The organism is Pseudomonas sp. NBRC 111139 (genome assembly GCF_001753955.1).
Taxonomy (GTDB): domain Bacteria; phylum Pseudomonadota; class Gammaproteobacteria; order Pseudomonadales; family Pseudomonadaceae; genus Aquipseudomonas; species Aquipseudomonas alloputida.
This window is the reverse complement of record NZ_BCBP01000019.1, coordinates 138,374-155,343: the sequence shown is the minus strand read 5'-3', so window position 1 is coordinate 155,343 and position 16,970 is coordinate 138,374. Positions and strand designations below refer to the sequence as shown.

23 protein-coding genes are annotated in these 16,970 nt (G+C 60.6%); 7 read left to right on the top strand and 16 right to left on the bottom strand.

Translation table 11 applies throughout. The features are described 5' to 3' along the window. Window positions 1–6: 6 nt before the first annotated feature. Genes BJQ17_RS05145 through BJQ17_RS05135 form a run of 3 tightly spaced genes read right to left on the bottom strand, consistent with a single transcriptional unit; the run spans window position 7 to window position 961 of the window. Window positions 7–384: a TIGR03745 family integrating conjugative element membrane protein gene (locus BJQ17_RS05145; protein WP_070095657.1), complete on the bottom strand. Its 378-nt coding sequence runs from the start codon at window positions 382–384 to the stop codon at window positions 7–9. A gap of 15 nt (window positions 385–399) precedes the next feature. After that, a complete protein-coding gene (locus BJQ17_RS05140; protein WP_041167230.1) occupies window positions 400–639 on the bottom strand; it encodes a TIGR03758 family integrating conjugative element protein in 240 nt (79 codons plus the stop codon). Further along, window positions 626–961, bottom strand: a complete 336-nt coding sequence (locus tag BJQ17_RS05135; RefSeq protein ID WP_041167229.1) for an RAQPRD family integrative conjugative element protein — start codon at window positions 959–961, stop codon at window positions 626–628. Before BJQ17_RS05135 ends, BJQ17_RS05140 begins: the two co-directional genes overlap by 14 nt. Window positions 962–1,232: 271 nt before the next feature. Between BJQ17_RS05135 and BJQ17_RS05130 the strand changes: the two genes are divergently transcribed. Then, window positions 1,233–1,625 (top strand): NUDIX domain-containing protein, encoded by a 393-nt coding sequence (locus BJQ17_RS05130; protein ID WP_041167228.1) that lies wholly within the window; start codon window positions 1,233–1,235, stop codon window positions 1,623–1,625. Window positions 1,626–2,162: 537 nt separating this feature from the next. Then, window positions 2,163–2,453, top strand: coding sequence for a hypothetical protein (locus BJQ17_RS05125; RefSeq protein ID WP_041167227.1), 291 nt, complete (start codon window positions 2,163–2,165; stop codon window positions 2,451–2,453). Window positions 2,454–3,051: 598 nt separating this feature from the next. On the opposite strand, the gene BJQ17_RS05120 is transcribed toward BJQ17_RS05125, so the two are convergent. Continuing rightward, complete coding sequence (locus BJQ17_RS05120; RefSeq protein WP_070095656.1) at window positions 3,052–3,438, bottom strand: DUF1360 domain-containing protein; 387 nt, start codon at window positions 3,436–3,438, stop codon at window positions 3,052–3,054. A 128-nt stretch (window positions 3,439–3,566) separates the two neighbouring features. Between BJQ17_RS05120 and BJQ17_RS05115 the strand changes: the two genes are divergently transcribed. Beyond that, window positions 3,567–4,238, top strand: coding sequence for a metalloregulator ArsR/SmtB family transcription factor (locus BJQ17_RS05115; protein ID WP_139139749.1), 672 nt, complete (start codon window positions 3,567–3,569; stop codon window positions 4,236–4,238). A gap of 334 nt (window positions 4,239–4,572) precedes the next feature. Beyond that, on the top strand, window positions 4,573–5,052 hold the full coding sequence (locus BJQ17_RS05110) for a carboxymuconolactone decarboxylase family protein (RefSeq protein WP_012314955.1): 480 nt from the start codon (window positions 4,573–4,575) through the stop codon (window positions 5,050–5,052). Here BJQ17_RS05110 and BJQ17_RS05105 read toward each other — a convergent pair. Next, window positions 5,045–6,481 carry a PLP-dependent aminotransferase family protein gene (locus BJQ17_RS05105; RefSeq protein ID WP_012314954.1) on the bottom strand — a complete coding sequence of 479 codons (1,437 nt, stop codon included), beginning with the start codon at window positions 6,479–6,481 and terminating at the stop codon, window positions 5,045–5,047. The two genes, BJQ17_RS05110 and BJQ17_RS05105, sit on opposite strands and share 8 nt — an antisense overlap. Window positions 6,482–6,571: 90 nt before the next feature. Between BJQ17_RS05105 and BJQ17_RS05100 the strand changes: the two genes are divergently transcribed. From BJQ17_RS05100 to BJQ17_RS05090, 3 genes are all read left to right on the top strand, one after another. Continuing rightward, window positions 6,572–7,054, top strand: coding sequence for a GNAT family N-acetyltransferase (locus BJQ17_RS05100; protein ID WP_012314953.1), 483 nt, complete (start codon window positions 6,572–6,574; stop codon window positions 7,052–7,054). Window positions 7,055–7,084: 30 nt separating this feature from the next. After that, window positions 7,085–7,750 carry an FMN-dependent NADH-azoreductase gene (locus BJQ17_RS05095; protein WP_070095655.1) on the top strand — a complete coding sequence of 222 codons (666 nt, stop codon included), beginning with the start codon at window positions 7,085–7,087 and terminating at the stop codon, window positions 7,748–7,750. Window positions 7,751–7,861: 111 nt separating this feature from the next. After that, a complete protein-coding gene (locus BJQ17_RS05090) occupies window positions 7,862–8,311 on the top strand; it encodes a carboxymuconolactone decarboxylase family protein (protein WP_012314951.1) in 450 nt (149 codons plus the stop codon). A 125-nt stretch (window positions 8,312–8,436) separates the two neighbouring features. On the opposite strand, the gene BJQ17_RS05085 is transcribed toward BJQ17_RS05090, so the two are convergent. From BJQ17_RS05085 to BJQ17_RS05035, 11 genes are all read right to left on the bottom strand, one after another. Then, entirely contained in the window at window positions 8,437–9,165 is a 729-nt protein-coding gene (locus BJQ17_RS05085; protein WP_070095654.1) for a TIGR03747 family integrating conjugative element membrane protein, read from the bottom strand. 34 nt (window positions 9,166–9,199) lie between these two features. Beyond that, window positions 9,200–11,326, bottom strand: coding sequence for a type IV conjugative transfer system coupling protein TraD (gene traD, locus BJQ17_RS05080; protein ID WP_070095653.1), 2,127 nt, complete (start codon window positions 11,324–11,326; stop codon window positions 9,200–9,202). Between the two features lie 9 nt (window positions 11,327–11,335). Beyond that, window positions 11,336–11,755, bottom strand: coding sequence for an integrating conjugative element protein (locus BJQ17_RS05075; RefSeq protein WP_083285007.1), 420 nt, complete (start codon window positions 11,753–11,755; stop codon window positions 11,336–11,338). Continuing rightward, entirely contained in the window at window positions 11,752–12,306 is a 555-nt protein-coding gene (locus BJQ17_RS05070; RefSeq protein WP_070095652.1) for a transglycosylase, read from the bottom strand. The genes BJQ17_RS05075 and BJQ17_RS05070 overlap by 4 nt, the downstream gene beginning before the upstream one ends. Beyond that, on the bottom strand, window positions 12,288–13,007 hold the full coding sequence (locus BJQ17_RS05065) for a TIGR03759 family integrating conjugative element protein (RefSeq protein ID WP_070095651.1): 720 nt from the start codon (window positions 13,005–13,007) through the stop codon (window positions 12,288–12,290). Before BJQ17_RS05065 ends, BJQ17_RS05070 begins: the two co-directional genes overlap by 19 nt. 10 nt (window positions 13,008–13,017) lie before the next feature. Then, window positions 13,018–13,689 carry a hypothetical protein gene (locus BJQ17_RS05060; RefSeq protein WP_070095650.1) on the bottom strand — a complete coding sequence of 224 codons (672 nt, stop codon included), beginning with the start codon at window positions 13,687–13,689 and terminating at the stop codon, window positions 13,018–13,020. Further along, window positions 13,686–14,195, bottom strand: coding sequence for a PilL N-terminal domain-containing protein (locus tag BJQ17_RS05055; protein WP_070095649.1), 510 nt, complete (start codon window positions 14,193–14,195; stop codon window positions 13,686–13,688). The genes BJQ17_RS05060 and BJQ17_RS05055 overlap by 4 nt, the downstream gene beginning before the upstream one ends. 130 nt (window positions 14,196–14,325) lie before the next feature. Next, a complete protein-coding gene (locus BJQ17_RS05050) occupies window positions 14,326–15,042 on the bottom strand; it encodes a hypothetical protein (RefSeq protein ID WP_070095648.1) in 717 nt (238 codons plus the stop codon). A gap of 65 nt (window positions 15,043–15,107) precedes the next feature. After that, entirely contained in the window at window positions 15,108–15,602 is a 495-nt protein-coding gene (locus BJQ17_RS05045; RefSeq protein ID WP_070095647.1) for a JAB domain-containing protein, read from the bottom strand. 66 nt (window positions 15,603–15,668) lie between these two features. Next, a complete protein-coding gene (locus BJQ17_RS05040) occupies window positions 15,669–15,926 on the bottom strand; it encodes a hypothetical protein (protein ID WP_070095646.1) in 258 nt (85 codons plus the stop codon). 67 nt (window positions 15,927–15,993) lie between these two features. Further along, window positions 15,994–16,506, bottom strand: coding sequence for an STY4534 family ICE replication protein (locus BJQ17_RS05035; RefSeq protein ID WP_070095645.1), 513 nt, complete (start codon window positions 16,504–16,506; stop codon window positions 15,994–15,996). Window positions 16,507–16,970 lie beyond the last annotated feature (464 nt).

The window sequence follows — 16,970 nt, the reverse complement described above, 5'->3', positions numbered from 1 at the left end:
GTGACCTCAAAGGATCGTCGCGGCTTTCGTGAGGAACCACAGGATCACCACCACCAGCAGGGCGCCGACGCCGACCACGGCACCGAGGTCCTTCCAGGTCTTGCGCTGGTTCTGCACGTCGGCGTAGACGGTGAGTGAGTGCCAGGCCACGCCTAGGAAGGCTAGAGTGGCGATCAGCAGGCCGAGCAGGATGCCACCGTCGTAGGCGTAGTTCTTGATGGTGTCGATCAGTCCCGCCCCCTCACCGCGAGACGGTGCTTCCATGGTCGGCAAGTCGGCCCAGGCCAGTGTCGAACTCAACAGCATCAGACCGCCGAACAGGGCTTTCGAACAGGATTCCCGCAGCAGAGCGAGTGGGCGATGACAATTACGGGGGAGGTTCATGGCAAGGTCTCCTGATTACGACAGCATGAAGAACATCAGCACGATCAGGGCGAGGGCCAGGCGCAGTGTGCTGCCGCCGAGCGCACCGAAGTTGAGGTTGCCGGCCGCCCAGCCGCGGTAACCGGTCCACAGGGCCCAGGTGCACCAGAGGAGTGCGAGCACCAGCACCGATGAGCGCCAGAGCACTGAGCTGAGCTGCGGAGTGAACCCGGCCACGGCAGAAAACGCGCTTAGTTGGGCGTCAGTCATGCTCATCGGATGGTCTCACGAAGGCACCTTGAGCATGGTAATCACCGGTCAGCTCAACAATGTCAGCTGGCTGCGCACGCGAGGGGGACAGGTATTTTTGGATGCCGTGGCGCATGCGTTTGAGGTCCGCCGCGAACCTCGAGTAATCGAAGCGGTAGCGGGCGCCTGCGGCGTCGACGGAGCTGCTGTTTGCGCGGTCAGCCAACAGTTCGATGGCAGTGATCTGCCGCTGCACGAGTCCGAGATCCGAGCGCTCCGGCGTACCTAGAGCTGCGGCACCGAGTGACATCAGACAAGCAAGAAAAAGGACGGAAGAGGTAGTTTTCATGGTGAATACCAGCCTTGGATCTGGCATCCACCCTGATCGGTTAGGTAGTTTTTGACATGGATTAAAGGGATCTGCGAGCTCTCGGTTTAAACCTGAGGCAACAGCGAATGTGTCCTGTGCTGATGCAATTCTCTGTTGGTCGGCTACAAACTGGCTCTCCTGCGCTCATTTCGTTGAACGAGTCGTCTTACCCATAAGTCTCTTGGGAAGAACGCCTTCTCAATTTCCCAGCGAGTCGGCTAAATCCTGATGTGAACAGTTGAGCCTGCGGATGCCAGACAGGAACAAAGGAAAGTTAAAAGCGAGAGCGACAATCATCTGTCTGCACAGCGGCAAGGTGCTGCTGGTGCGCAAGAAAGGGGGAAAGTGGAATTTCCCAGGCGGGGCGATCGAAGCGGGCGAAACTCCACTTGCCGCTGCGGAGCGAGAGCTTCGGGAAGAAACGAGCATCAACGGCCATGGCTTACTTTACTTGTCCACCATAACCGTGGAATCAACCATCCACCACATTTTCATCACTCACTTTCACGGCGGCGACAAGGTCGTAGCCTGCAATGAGATCGCGGCCTGTAAATGGTTGCCGCGCGACAAGCTGACCCCTTCCATTCTCAAGGCCACGGCAGCAGGTTTGATAGCGACTCAGCTGCCAGCCTTGATCGCTTAGCGTCCGGCCTAGCCTGGCGCCGCCGAGCGCATGACCGGTTATATCTGACTGATCGACCTTGTTCTGCGCCAAGGAGGACTTCGGCAAGCTTTGCAGGCAATAAACGCTGCAAAAGCTTTCGAGGATCAGAGACTCTTCAACTGGAGCGTTACGCAAAACACGTTCGAGCGGCATCATCAGCAGGTTGAACAACACTGCAAAGCGGGCGAGCAACAGCATGTGGGTTCGAATGCATGAGACCATAGTCCTTTCCATTGGACGAGCACCGGCATTGAGCCGAAATCAGCATAGCCTGTCAGGCACCTTCAGAGGTGATCGGCGATCCGCATCACGCTTCATATCCCCTCCCGGTAACTAAGCGATTCAGCTTCGCTACACACCGATTTCGGCCTCAAGCTTATACAAAAAAAATTATCTGTATCGCTATTCAAGCCAACTGTCTGATATTCCAGGGCGATCGTCATGCTGTCATTGAACTGCCGCCTCGCTTTGCTATGGTTAGGTTTCCGTATAAGACTAAAGTCGTAGGAGGGCGGCATGCGTATTCGAGGTGACGTTTTTTGGGATTGGGCGGATCCAGTGCTTCATCATCGTACCCATGACGAGGAGCTCGATGACGGCACCACTATCGATGTTCAGGTCAGGCTCTCGCGCACCGGTCAGACGCAAATGTTCATCGGCGTCTACGCGGGATGTGGCATGGCCCTTCACGAAGAAGCTTTCGATTCTCGACCGGGTGAGTCAATGACTAGAGCATTGGCTTGGGGTGTAGGGCGTGCAAGACGCCTCGCGACTGATCAGCAGCCTGCCGTGCAGCGGGTGGCTTAGACGTCAAAATTAGCACTTTGGTGGTCGCTGTGCCTCAGATGCCAGCGATCACTCATTCTTGGAGTGTCCTGCAATGACGGTAATTGCGGGCAAAAGAAAGCCCGCTGCTAGGCGGGCAAGATCTATCACACGTAGGGATTATTAACTTTCCCACGCTGAATGTGAAAAAGCTGTGAAGATTGTGGGAGGAGACGGGCTTTCCACCGTTTGCGTATCAAAAATGTGGAAGCTGAAACCAGTCCCTGCGGAATGGTTGGTTAACCCTGCCCAATCTCTGCCAGTCTCGAAGGACTGCCTAATCAGTCAATGACCCAGGTTACCAATCTCAATCGGGATGCGGGGCGCTAAGCGATCTGCTGTTCAAGCTCATCAGCGATGCAGGCCAAACGCTCGATGCTGTTGTCCAGTGAGTGACCTGATCCTGTTCGTTTTCAAGAAAGGCCGAGACGAGTCGAAAGCTGCCATTCGCGACAGACCGCTTCCGACCCATAGCTGCCGTTGGTGGAGGGGGAACTAACCTGTAGGTGGGCTTGCTCTAAAGCTTCGATTGCCTAGCTGTAGCTCACAAGCTGATGGAACCCAGGCATATGAACAACCATCACTTCTTGGAAAGGATTTCCTTGATTTCTTTCTCTTTGATTTTCATGGCCATCGCGACCAGGAACACCTTGAAGATGAAACCGCAGACGAAGGCGCTGAGCGTGATGGTGAAGAACATCGACACCAGGAGATCGACAGCCAGATAACCGCTGCTCAGCAAGACTGGTTTGTAGATTAGTACGCCAGCGAATACGACCCAATGGCTCATGCAGTAGAAGCAGTTGAAGAGGTAGCCGACCATGTGCCCCAGCTTCTGGCTCCAGGTCCGCACCGGGACAAACAACTCGGTCATGGTGATGGTGTAGGCGATGCTGCTGGCCGCTACCGCGATAACGAAGCAGGCCCAAAGGGCGCCCATGGTTGGATCGTTAGCAAAAGTGCTCATATCTTTTCCTGGCTAGGGTTAAGGTTGGGTATGAAGCGGCGACCTTTCATGGACGTTTCTTGTCCAGCTCTGCCGCAATAACATTCAATTGATTGATTGAATGTTATTGCGGTGATATCGTGCTGTCAATGAGCACACACCCAGTCCCACATGCCACTGAACGGTTCGTCCCCATTGCCGACGTCGCCAAGACGTTGGGCAACCCGCAACGCCTGACACTTCTTGAGCATCTGGTTAAAGGTGAGCAGTCCGTCGAGAAGCTGGCCGAGTTGTCCGGGCTAACAATCGCCAATACCTCTCAGCATCTTCAACACCTTCGCCGTGCCGGATTTGTCGCCGCGCGCCGCTCAGGTAAGCACATGCTGTATCGCTTGGGGGATGGTCCGCTTGCACCGGTGCTCGCGGCCCTCAAAGGCTTTGTCGACTTTCAGCAGGACCTTGTACGCCAAGTGGTTGCAGATAGCCGAGACCCAACAGTGCATTTGGAGGGAGTCTCTGTGCAGGAGCTTCTCCGACGACTGGCTGACGGCTCAGTGATACTGCTGGATGTTCGTCCCGATGCCGAGTTTTCCTCGGCACATGTGCCAGGCGCCATCAGCATCCCAGTTCACGAACTGGCACAGCGGCTTGCTGACATTCCTGGTGATTTCCCTGTGATCGCCTACTGCCGTGACCCCTATTGCGTACTCTCTGTCGAAGCAGTCGCGATTCTGAGATCGAGTGGCCGCGACGCAGAGCGCTTGGCTGGTGGAATTTCGCAATGGATTGCCGCAGGACAAAGGGTGGATGTAACCCGGTAAGTCCAGAAATAATGGGTACTCCCTCCGCCCGGATTGTGAAGTCTGACGTTATAACCCCATTGCCGCAGGCAACTTCTGAGAACCCATCGCCAGAGCCCGCTTTGGGTCGAAAGTGGCCGTTCGCCAGTGTCCGCTTTCGACCCATTGCGGCCATTTGCGGAGGCCAATAAACGGCCTATTGCGCCCCTTCGACCCTATCGCTCGATAGGTGATCATGGCGCACTTCGATACAGATATGGCCTAGTTCGAAGCTACTATCTTGGCCCTGTGGGGCTATTCCAAGCGTTGCTACAGTGGGCTCCATCAACCATCCACCCACTACGAGCAACTACCCATGAACAACCGCCTTGATTACTTCAAACTGTCTCCCCAAGCGTCCAACAAACTGGTGGAGCTCACCCTGCAACTGAGCAAGAAGCCGCTACTGGCCGATCTCGCCCACCTGATCATGTTGCGCGCTTCGCAGCTCAACGGCTGTTCGTTCTGCGTGGATATGCATGTGAAAGAGGCCAAGATCCATGGCGAGCGCGAGCTGCGTCTTCACCACGTGGCCGTCTGGCGTGAGTCACAGCTGTTTTCGCCAGCAGAGCGGGCGGCGCTGGAGTGGACTGAAGCCCTGACCCAACTGCCGCCTCATGGCATCTCCAACAGCCTGTATGCGAGTGCGCGTGAGCAGTTTTCCGAGCAGGAGCTGTCGGATTTGTCGTTCCTGATCGTCGCCATCAATGGCTGGAATCGCCTCAATGTGGCTTTCCAGGCGATCCCGGGCTCGTCCGATGAACTGTTCGGCCTGAACAAGGCCAACCTCAACTGAGTAACTTGCTGATCAACGCGCCAAGCTGCTCGCCTGGAGCAGTCGTGGCGCAGTTGGTAAAACTCAGGAGCAGACCTGACTGACGCTGCGATGAGGCAGCCCAGCGCGACAACGCTTGTACCGACATGCCCCTCGCCAGCACCTGCTCGGCCAGGGCGGTGTCGCTTACGTCCTCCGGCAAACGCAGTACCAGGTGCATACCGCCTGGCGAGCGTTCCACCTGCATACCCTTCGGCAAACTCCGCTCCAGTGCTTCGATGGTCAATGCCCGTCGTTCGTTGTAGAGGCGGCGCATGCGTTGGATGTGCCGAGCGAAGTGTCCCTCGGCAACGAACTCCGCCACCAAAGCCTGGGTAATTGACGGTGACCCGGCAGCAAACAAGGCCCGTCCGACGCGCTCGAACGCTGCCACCTGCGCCTGCGGCACCACCAGATAAGCCAGGCGAATACCGGGAAACAGCACCTTGCTGAAGGTGCCGGCATACAGCACGCGCCCATGGCGATCCAAGCTGGCCAGCGCTGGAAGTGGACGGCTGACGTAGCGGTACTCGCCGTCGTAATCGTCCTCGACAATCCAGCCACCGGTGCGGGCAGCCCAATCGAGTAGCAGTTGTCGGCGTGGCAGCGACAGTGCCATCGACAGCGGGCTCTGATGCCCTGGCGTCACCATGACGACCTGAGCAGCCCGAGAACCCGCGATGGCGTGTTCTACGTTCATGCCTTCGGCATCAACCGGCACCGCTTCCAGGTCCAGGCCGAACTGGCGAAGCACCTGGCGCGTAGTGGGATAGCCCGGGTCTTCCACCCAGGCGCACTCGCCTGGCTGCAACAGGGTATGTGCGACTAAAGACAGGCTATTGCGCCAACCGCTGGTGATAAACACCTGATGGGCACCGCAATCGATACCTCGGGACACCTGCAGATACGAAGCAATGGCGCTGCGCAACGCTGCCAGGCCGTGGGGTGCTGGATAGTCCAGATCTCCCAGACGCATCCCACGGAGATACCGAGCACCGAGACGCGCCCATATCTTGCGCGGAAATGCATCCAGCGCCGGTACCCCCATCTGGAACGGCAACAACTGCGGTGGGCGCCAGAGCGAATCAGGCGCGTCTTCGATCACTTGGCTGCTGACTGGTAATACGGTGGCCGCTGACACAGGCTTCTGCAGTTCAGGATTGATTACGGTGCCTTTCTGCCCGAGCGCCAGGAGGTACCCTTCGCTGGCCATCAGCGAATAGGCCAGTTCGACGGTGCCACGTGCCACCCCCAGCTCCTTAGCCATGGCGCGCGCCGACGGCAAGCGGTCACCGGGGGACAACGTGCCAGCGGCAACGGCGGCCAGCACGCGGTCGTACAGTTGACGATACAGGGGCAAGGCGGACTGCTCTTCCAAGGGAGCAAAAGGCGGCTTGGGGGAGGTCATCATGGCCTAGTTCATATCCCATTTCTTGGCTCAATCAAGTGGGTCAATGGTAGTCCAATATAGCGCCATCACCTACTGATGAGGGCAACTCCCATGAAATTCCCTTTGCACAACTTCATACCCAGCGTGCTCGACCTGGCCGACACCGCCCTGCGTCCCTTGGACAGCACCCATGACCTGTGCAGCGCATTCCCGGTAATGCAGCAATTGCGCCCTCATCTAACGAGCGAAGCCGACTTCGTCCGCCGCATCGAGCGTATGCGCCTTGAAGGCTATCGCCTGATTGGCGCTTATGACGCAGGCGTTCTTGTAGCACTGGCTGGTTATCGCTTACAGGAAAACCTGGTCTACGGCGCATTCCTGTATGTCGATGACCTTGTAACCGCCGAGGCTCAGCGGGGTGGCCAGTGGGGGTCGCGCTTATTGCAAGCCTTGGAACGACTGGCGCGCGCCAGCGGTTGTGCACGCCTGGTGCTCGACACGGGTTTGGCCAACGCCCGCGCGCAACGTTTCTACTTCCGTGAAGGCCTGTTGACGGGTGCACTGCGCTTTCAAAAACAGTTCGATACGCCATAACCCGCATGCACACCCAAGGAGGCAAACCTCATGACATCGTCCCAACAGCCACTTGCTCCTTTGCGCATTCTTCGCCTGGTCGCCAGCCCCAATGCAGAGGCTTCGGAAAGTCTGAAACTGTCCCAGCAGATACTATTTGCCTTGGCCAGTCAGGCCGGCAGAAGGGGTATCCAGTTGATCGATTTAGACCTCAACACCTTTGCCCCAGTTGATTCGCCTTACGCCCAGGCGTTGGCCAATAAGCGCGTAGTCATAGCAAGCGGTCAGAAGGGTACGTTGAGCCGTTCCGACGAGTTGATCGACCAACTACAGGCATGCGACGTACTGCTGATTGCCACGCCGATACACAACTATAGCGTGCCCGCCCCACTCAAGATGTGGATCGACCACGTGGTACGCGTGGGCAAAACGTTTTTGGGCACCGCCAAAGGCAAAGTCGGAAATCTGACGGATCGTCCGGTTTACGTCGCAATCGCTAGCGGGGGCTATATCGGCGGCCCACAGGCCCGTCAACCGGACTTTCTGCGCCCCTACCTGTCCGCCGTCCTTGCCACCATCGGTCTCACTCAGGTGCATTACTTCACCGTTGAGGGTACCGCCAAGGGGGGGGAGTCACTGAATACTGGAAGGGCAACAGGGTACGGTGATGTGCAGGCGTACTTTGTTAGGCATAGCCGTCGAGTGGATCAAGTCTAAAGTCCGCTTCAGGGCCGACATCTACTCCAAGCGTTAAGGTTTGCATCTCAACTGGGCCGTATGCCAACAAGCGGCCACGCTCTTCATCGCTCATACAAAGGAAAAGAAATCATGAATCGTCTCAATTGGTTTGAAGCTTCGCCTGGTGCAGCTAAGGCCCTCGGCGGCCTGCATCATTTCGTGACCACCGCGACAAATTTGCCAGCCTCGTTGATCCACCTCGTGTTTCTCAGAGTGTCTCAAATCAACGGCTGCGCTCATTGCATTGATCTTCACTCACGCGATCTGATCAAAGCAGGTATGTCAGTGGACAAGGTGCTGTTAGTGCCGGTATGGCATGAAGCGCAATATTTGTTCTCGGATCAGGAGCGCTCAGCACTGGCTTGGGCGGAAGAAGTCACCAGGGTAAGCGAGACACAGGTATCCGACGAAGCTTATGCAGCCGCATCGGCGATGTTTGCAGAAAAGGATCTTGTTGACCTGACAGCGGCGATTGCCGCAATGAATGCGTTCAACCGTATGGGCGTCAGCTTCCGACTCAAACCTGCGGCTAGGGCTTGATGACCTAGTGACTCGGCCTGGAGAGGTAATACTTCGAAGACGGCACCTCGCTCCTATCGCGTACCGTCTGCTTCAGGCCATTTGCTGACCTTTCCGAACGACCGCTATGGGTCGATAGCGGACTGTCAAAGATATTTTTTGAAGGTCGCAGCGGTAATCGCCACCATGCTGCCGAGAAGTGCTGCACAAGGCACCAAGACCCAGATGGGGTTGAGTGTCCAGGGCAGGGAAAGGTAGATCACCCAAGGGCTGATCACCAGCGGTAGCAGTGTTCGCTTCGCTCGGTGGTATACAAAGCTGCTCTCCCGGCCTGCCCCGAACTTGCGCAAGTCACGGCGCATCAAACCGTCAACCGCACCGGTGATCACCGCGAGCAGGAACAGAGGGGTAGCGAGTATGAGAACGGCCAGTCGTACTACGAAAGTAAAGACCGTAAACAGGGCCGCCAGCAGATAGTCCTGCATCACAACGTAGACCTGCGCGAACTGCCCCTGGATTGCCGCTTCTTGACTGAGCAGTTTCAGCTGGGTGTCGGATTGCGCCCATCCAGAGCGCACTACGAGCCAGTCGTTCAGGTGTTCCAGGACCTTGGCGGTCGCTTGCGCCGGCTCTTGCACGAGCAATGAATTCTTGAAGTTGCCACTGAGCCAGCCCAGCTCGCTCAGCCACATGGCATGGCTGTGATGCCAGCCCTGCTGGGGCCAGAACCACAGCATGCCCGCAAACTCCAGCAAAATGGAGAATATCAGCGAAGCGAACAGCAGGCCGAGCAGTCGCAGACACAGCTCGAGCATGCCGAAGATGGGCCCCGGACTTCGCTGTGGAGGAGGTGAGCTGGCCGGGGTGGTAGGCATACGGGCTCCGCATACTCGGTTGCTGGCTGCGCGACTACGGGGTGTGTCTGCGCCCGGGTGGAGGCTGCTCTGGATCGAAATCGACCGTCGGAGCGCCGCCGGTGGTGCTCCACCAACTTCCCGCATTGGCGTTGTAGGACTCGCGCATGCGCGCAGCCAGGGTCTGCAGGTCCGCTGGCATCGCGTCGTCGCTAGCCGGTTTCGGTAGCGGCATGCGCACCTTCCACAACTGTCCGCCCTCCTGGAATGAGAACATCTGCCCCTTGGGCAAGGCGATGATGTGCGCGGGTTCAATCAGTGGTACCGAATTGGTGGTGACTCGATCCTGCGAGGAAGAGGTGAAGTCGGTCCGGGCATCAGGATCGGCGGTGTCCGTCGCGCCGGAGACCAGGGTTCGGGTCTGCACGTTGACCTTGGGCAGCTGGTTGGTCAGCAGTTCTGCGGTGGCGGTCTCCCGTACCCGCAGCATCTGCAGGGTGTTGAAGTTGCCGATGACCTGACCGGCCTTGGCCCGGTTGCCGATACGCGCCTCGATGTCGCTCAGGGTCTGGGTGTAGGCGGTGACCTGGATACCGGCGCCACCACCCTTATTGATCAGCGGAATAAATTCGTCGCCCATCAGTTCGTTGAATTCGTCGGCGTGTAAGTTGATCGGCACCTTGTCCGTGGCACTGGAGGAGCCTGGCAGCCCGTGGTCAATGCCGTGCTTGTAGATATGGCCGGCGACGGAGACCAGATCGGCAAACATCGAGTTGCCGACGGCACCGGCAACTTCAGCATCGGACAGCGCATCCAGACCGACGTAGACAATGCCGCGTTTGCGGATGACCTGCAGCCAATCGAAGATCGGCCTCGGATCGTCAAGGTCGGTGTAGTTGGGGGCGAGCAGCTGCGCTGTCTTGCCGCTGGTGAGCTTTTCCAGCAGCGGCAACAGCGAGGCTACGATCTTGTCGAAGTAGGTGCGGTCGTAGCGTACCGCCGAGCGCAGGCCGTCCATCACCGGATCGAAGATGCGTTTGGCGGTCAGGTACTGCTCGATGGCGACTACGCGTTTTTCTCGGCCGATCATGTGCCGTGGGATGTTCTTCTCGTTCAGGCGACCTTCGATCAGTACGATCGCTTCCCAGGCCTGCGGGTCATGCCGGGCAAAGAAGTGCTGGGCGTATTCGATGAACAGCGCGTCGATGTTCACCACGTGCCGCTGGATCTGCAGATAGTCTGGGCGCCGGCCGAGCTCGATCAGCGCCCGGGCGATGATGTTGACGAAGCGCCAGGCGAACTCGCGAAATGCTGCCGAGTTGCCTTCGCCGCTCAGTTGGCCAGCGATGCGGGTGGCGACTTCGGAGATGCGGCCGAAGCGGCCGATGGCGTTGTAGCGGGCGGAGATCTCCGGCCAGCCCAAATGGAAAACATAGAACTCATGCTCGCGGCCGGCGCGCCGCGCTTCCACGTACATGCGCTTGAGCAGATCGGCATCGCCCTTGGGGTCGAAGACGATGACTACCTCTTGGCTCGGCCGGTGGATGTCCTGGGTGATGTACACCTCGGCCAGGCGCGTCTTGCCGACTCGCGTGGTGCCCAGTACCAGGGTGTGCCCGACACGCTCGCCCAGCGGCAAGCTGGCCTCCTGTTCCTTAGGCTCGACGCCATGCAGCAGCGGTGAGCCACCCACCGGCGGCAGTGGCCGCACCGGGTTGAGTGGGCTGTCCCAGGCCGTCAGGCGAGGTAGCAGTGACAGCCCAGGTGGGGCCTTCTCCAGCAGATGTTCCATTCGCCGCGCCCATTGATGGGCAGCCGATTGATTGACGTAGCGGGCCAGCGCCGGGTCCTGCGCCTCAAGAAGGCGCTGGGTGTGCAGTCGGGTCCAGCGAAAGCCGCGGCCCATGAACAGGCGCTTGCCGCTCACCGGAATCTGCCGGCTAGTCAGCGAATAGCGCGGCAGGCGGCGGATATTGCGCCGGTAGCGCAGAACAATGCGTGCCTCGTTGAGCCGCTTCAGGCCAAACGCGGTGTAGGCCAGTGCCATGCCGGCCCCCACCTCGGGTGACAGCGCCACTGCCCAAGGTGAGTGCAGACACAGGGCGCCGGCACCAGCGCAGATGCCCACGGTGTACAGCTCCACCGCAGGACGCAGCAGGGACTTCATCGCATGTTCGCCCATGGCGCACCCTCACTGTTCCAGGCTGGTCGGCGTGATCAGCACGGGGTAGTGCTGTAGTTCCAGGCGTTCGGCGATGTCGTCACCACTCACCGGCCAGATGTCCACGCCCGGGGCTGCCGCCTGGATGCGGCGCAATGTTTGGGCGTCGGCCACTTCAACAGCCAAGCCGCTGGCGCCCAACTCCTGCAGCTTCTGTGCATGCTGGGCCAACCATTCCAGAGAGGCGGCGTCGTGCCCGACCAGGAACAGCGGCGTCAACCCGGGCAGCTTCAATGTCCTTGGCGACACGGCACCGGGTGACAGGCGTGTGCTGTGTACGGGCAGGGCCCACGTCAGCGCGCGGGGATCGGGCAACTGGCTGGGTGCCGCGAGCGCGCCAACCGTCCACCAGAGACAAATACACAGCGTTACCCAGCACCGACGGTTCATGGCTGCGGCCCTCTCGGAGACGCCACGACCGCTTGTACACGCTGCCAGTGCTGGCTGAACTGTCGGCGGTAGCGCGCTGCAGGTTTACCACCGGCAGGGCGGTGATAGCGGCCCGCCGCCACGACCCAGTCACCGCTGTCGGCGTAGTGGGCGCGGAGCAGCTCTGCCGTCACGGCAAGGTTGGTGCGAGGATCGAGAGCCTCGCAGGCGCTGTGGTAGCGGTCCGGGTGGTAGCCGAGATTGGTCTGGCCCAGCCCGACATCGATGCGCTTGGGATCGTGACGGATCAGCGCCTGTTTGAGTGCGGCACACGCCTCATCACGGCGGGCGAAACGCTGCGGCGTACCAGCAACATTCAGGGTCCAAGGCCAAGGCATGAGGTGACCTCGCAGCGGCGTGCCGCTCTCTTGGAGGGCGATGGCGAACAGCACGGAGGCGGGGATGCCGGCGTGCTCGGCGGCCAATTGATACGCAGGCGGCGGCAGCACGCCCGCTTTAACGGCCGTGGCGCCGGATAAGGCCAGTGCCAGAATCAGTCGATGCGCTGCCATTTGCCGTCCACCTGGTGGAAGCGCGCTGGCAAGGGGCGGCTGGCGCCCAGGGCGAACCAGCGGCCACGGTCATGGTTGAGAGTGACCTGGCCACTGCTGACCTGGGCGGGGGTAATGGCCGCGCCCCGAGCCCACCGGCGTAGACGCGTATCGTCACCCTGGCTGCCGACCAGGTACACATCGAGGTGTGCGCCGCCTTGCAGCCATTGCTGGGTATCGGTGACGCAGGGCGGGCAGCGTTCCTCCACAAACAGGGTAAAGCGGCCGGCAGGGGTAGCCGCTGGATCGTCGGCCATGCCCTGCACGGGCAGCATGCCCGGGAACAGTCGTGCCCAGGCGGCGGTGTAGGCCTTCTGGTAGGCCAACTCGCGCTCGGCGCGCTTGGCCTCGAGACGGACCTGCAGCTCGGCGTAGCGTTGCCGTTCCTGATCCGAGTCGGTTTCCACGCCGAGGGTGGTGAGCGGGTCGAGCTGCGGTGACCAGTAGTGGCGAGGCCCAGCCTGCAGGCGCTCGAACTTGGCCCACTCATCATCGGTCAGCCCCCAGGCCTTGGCCCGAGCCGCGTCGGATGCCTGCCGGCCCAGTGGCATCTGTTCGCTGAACTGCGGAGCCGAGTCGACCAGTTTTGGCGCGGTCCACGCCAGTCCTGCGAATAAACAGGCGGGGAGCAGGATGAGCGAAAGGCGGGAGAACCTAGCCATAAGCACCTCGTCACGGCAGGGGCAGTGTGTGGTCGCCCTGTCCGGGGACATGGAACACCACCTGGTTCGTGCGGATCGCGCGCAGCTGCCAGCTGTTCAAGCTGTCGCCAGGCTGTAGCAAGTGCACGGTCGTCAGCGAATGCGCACCTGTGGGCAGGGCTGCCACAAACCTGACGTCACCTCGAGTCTCGATACCCAGCAGGGTGAAGGGCGGGGCCAGAGGCTTGGCCTTGGCTTTCTCACCGCTGGAGGCCTGCGGTTGCGTGTTGGCGGTTGCAGGCGCAGCAGGGCGGGCCGACAGTTTCTCGAGCGTGGCCTCTGCCGTGGCCAGCCGTTGTTCCAGCGCCGTCAGATCGTTGCTGCTTGGACCTGGCGGAGCTGCCTGGAGCGTCTTGAACGAGGCGGCCAGCTCATCCTGCTGCCGGCCGAGGGCGGCCTGCGCCGCAACGTGTCGACCTTGCGCCTCGCCCAACGCCACGACCTGCGGCTGTAGCGTCGTGAGCTTGTCGGCCAAAGCATCGATATCGCGGCGCAGGGCGGGCGCTGGATCGGCTGGGGCATTGCGGGCGGCAGCTTGAAGCTCGGCCAACTGCTGGTGATGGTTGTACGTTTCGGCGGCGAGCACCGCGGCGCCCAGGCATAGGGCACCGACCACCAGCGCCTGAAAATGGAGGACCTTCATGGCGCAATCTCCAGTGTGGAGAAGGGAGGTGCAGGCGACGGCACGCGCAGGGCATAGCACACGCTCCGTTCTACTGGATCGATGTCGAGTCGCCAGGCCGAGCCGCCGATGATGGTCAGGGCGTCCAGCAGCGAGATCGGTCCGAGCTGGTGCTGTACCGCAGGCAGCGGCCGTCGGAACAAGCGATCCACCGCTGCGCTATCGGCACACAGCGCGTAGCCCGAGCGTTGCAGCACGTGACGCAGGGCTTCACCGACGGTGGCATGCAGGGCTGGCGCGATCTGTACGTTGACCAACTGATACAGCGGCTGGCGCTGCTCCAGCGTCGGCCGGGTCGTGACCAGGGTGTAGCGGTCCTGGCGCACCCAAGCCGGAAGCGAGGTTTTCGGCTGCGGCGATGCCGCCGGCAAGGCGGGTGGTGCTGCCGGTGCCGGGGCCGGTGGCGGGGTGCTGCAGCCGGCCAGGACGAGCAGCAGCCCGAGGATGGGGAGTGTGGGTGTGTGCATGACCGGGCCTCGACAAATGTTGCCGACACGATGGCGAAGGCACGAGGCGAGTCCCTACTGGAAAACCGAATTCGGCGAGCCAGCTTTTCAGTCGGCCATCACAAAAAAGGCGCCCGAGAGGGCGCCTTGGTCAGTCTTCGGTGAATAGCGGTAGCTCTGAGAGCGGTGCCGCATCAGGGTCAAAGATCAGCAGGCGGGTGTCTGCTTGGCCTGCCAGCATCAGCAGCTGGAGTAGCACCGGCGGGACATGGTCATCGCGCATGCGCGCACAGACTTCGCTGGCGCTCCAGCCGATCCTGCTGGCTTGATGTGCCGCTACCCAGGGTGTCGAGTACAGCTTGCACCCCACGGCATGGTTGCTGTTGAGCTCGAAACACTCGAAGAAGCCCGCCGGTGAATTGCACCAAGCGCGCACCTGCAGGTACTCGAAGTCGTCTGCGGGCAGGTGGGCGCTGCTGATTTCCCAACTGCGACTGTAGTGCCCGGTGCTGAAGGACAGTTGTTCGACCAGGTGTTGCGCCGCCTCGACATTGCCGAGGTCGCCGACATGCATCGGGCGTCCGAGCTGATTGCCCATGATCTGGTAGAGCACCGTGTTCACCAGACCGTCGACCGGGCAGCGCATGCGCAGAAACTCGGGTACGCACACGCCGTCGGTGATCACCGCGACGTCGTCATCGAACAGGCACGGCTGCAGGCTGATGGCCTCATCGGGCAGCTCGTTCTGAGCCGGGTGCAGCGCGCGGTAGCACGGTGGGCAATCGTCGGCATAGCTGATCTGCAGGACACGCTCATAGCGCAGGTCTTGGAAACCGCGAAGAAACGGATTGGGCAGGGAAGGGTGCATGGTGATTCTCCGAAAGCGCCGAGGCCACCCCGAACGGGCGGTGACCTCAAAGGCAAGGTGGGCTGTCACATCCAGCCGTACTCGGCCAACGAAAGCGGGATGCCTTCGCCGACGATGATGTGGTCCAGGACGCGTACCTCGACCAGGGCCAAAGCCTCGGTCAGGCGGGTGGTGAGCACCCGATCGGCGCCGCTCGGTTCCGAGCAGCCGGAGGGGTGGTTGTGGCTGAAGATCACGGCGGCGGCATTGTGTTCGAGTGCCTTGATGACCACTTGGCGGGGATACACGGAGGCACCGTCAATGCTGCCGGTGAAGAGAATGTCGAAGCTCAGCACACGGTGGCGCGAGTCGAGGCAGAGCAGGGCAAACACTTCGTGGTGGTAAGGGGCGAGTTGCAGTTTCAAGTAGGCTGCAGCATCGGCGGGGGTTATCAGCACCTCGCCGCGCTGGAAGTGCCGCTGGTCCAGCAACTGCAGGGCCTCGGTGATCAGCGCATCCTCACGGGCGCGTTGGGCCAGTACCGAATCGAGCGGTTCGACCAGGTTCAAGGCGGTGTTCATGGGCAATTCCTCGTGGCAGATGGAGCGCCCCGTGGGGGCGTGCCCCAGGCTGGTTTAAGTGCGTGATCAAAGGCGCGTGAAGCGATGTCGCGTGCCATGCAGCGGGCTTTGGCAGCCCTCGCACGGTTGCATCGAGAAGGCCTCGATACCGGCGCCGGTATGGGGATCGAAATCGGCGCTCAGCGGTAGCAGGGCTTGCAGTTGGGCGCGCATGTGAGCGATGCGGTGTTTGACTTCAGCCTCGCTGTAGTACAGCGACAGCGCGCTGAAGTCGTCGTAGGCGACCGCCTGCAGGCAGTCTTCGCAGAGCCAGAAGCTTTCCATGGCGGCCTCCGACGTGAATGAACAACAGGCGCTCATAAGAGCGCCTGCTGCGTGCGGTCAACCTGCCTCAAGCAGACTGGCGTGCAGCGGGTGGAGTTGGCTGGCCTTGATCAGCGTCACCGTCCACCTGTTCCGACTCTGCTGATTCAGCAGCCTCAGGGGCGGCGGCGTCGGTGCGCGCTGGCGCACGGTAGCTGAATTGGCCATCGACTTTGATCCACTCGATGAAGATCAGTCGGCCTTTGAGGCTGGCGCCGGGTTGCCCCTTGCGTTCGCCTTTCTCGTACAGGAACGGATCGACCCAGATGTCGCCGATGCGAAACGCGATAAGGACCTTGCGTTCAGCTCGGACGTCTTCCAGGTGTTCACGGATCAGCCGGTCGGCTTCACCGCTGGCGACCTTGCAGTCGAAGCGGGTGTACTCGACGTCGTCCGAGGCACCGTGCAAGGCAGCGATGTCACAGGCCATGAACGCTTGGCCGCGGCGAACCGGGACTTCGCGAACACGGTTCAGGTAACCGATGCCTTGGGTGTGCAGGTTGAAGTAGGTGGTGGGGGCGTTATTGCTTGCAGTCGTCATGATGGAGCTCCTGTTCAGCAGAAACGCGGACATCCACCGGCCCTGGCGGCTGGTGAGTTCCGCAAGGGGAGGTGCAAACACATGATCGGTCGAGAAGGCGCTCATCACCGATGGGACGGTGACCGTGCGAGCTGCCGAGCGCGAGTCGCACTTTGGGAAAGAACCACCCGAACTGGGCGTAGCCTTGAAGGTCCTGGCTACCTGGGTGCTGTCAACGACAGCGAGGTGCAGCTCATCTATAAAACGCTGCAAAAGGCCCGTCAACCGTGGTTTTCGGGCGGGCTGGGCGGGCGGAATCGGGTGGCTTTCGGTGGATTGTCGGCGACGAAAAAATAGCCCGACGGTCATCAGGCTAGGAGGAGTTGGACCACCCTTGACCCGGCGATGTGGCACCGGAGTCCGTCGCAGACCTCCACTGCCGATCCACCTGGATCAACCGACCCTTGTCGTGGCCTGGGTCGGAA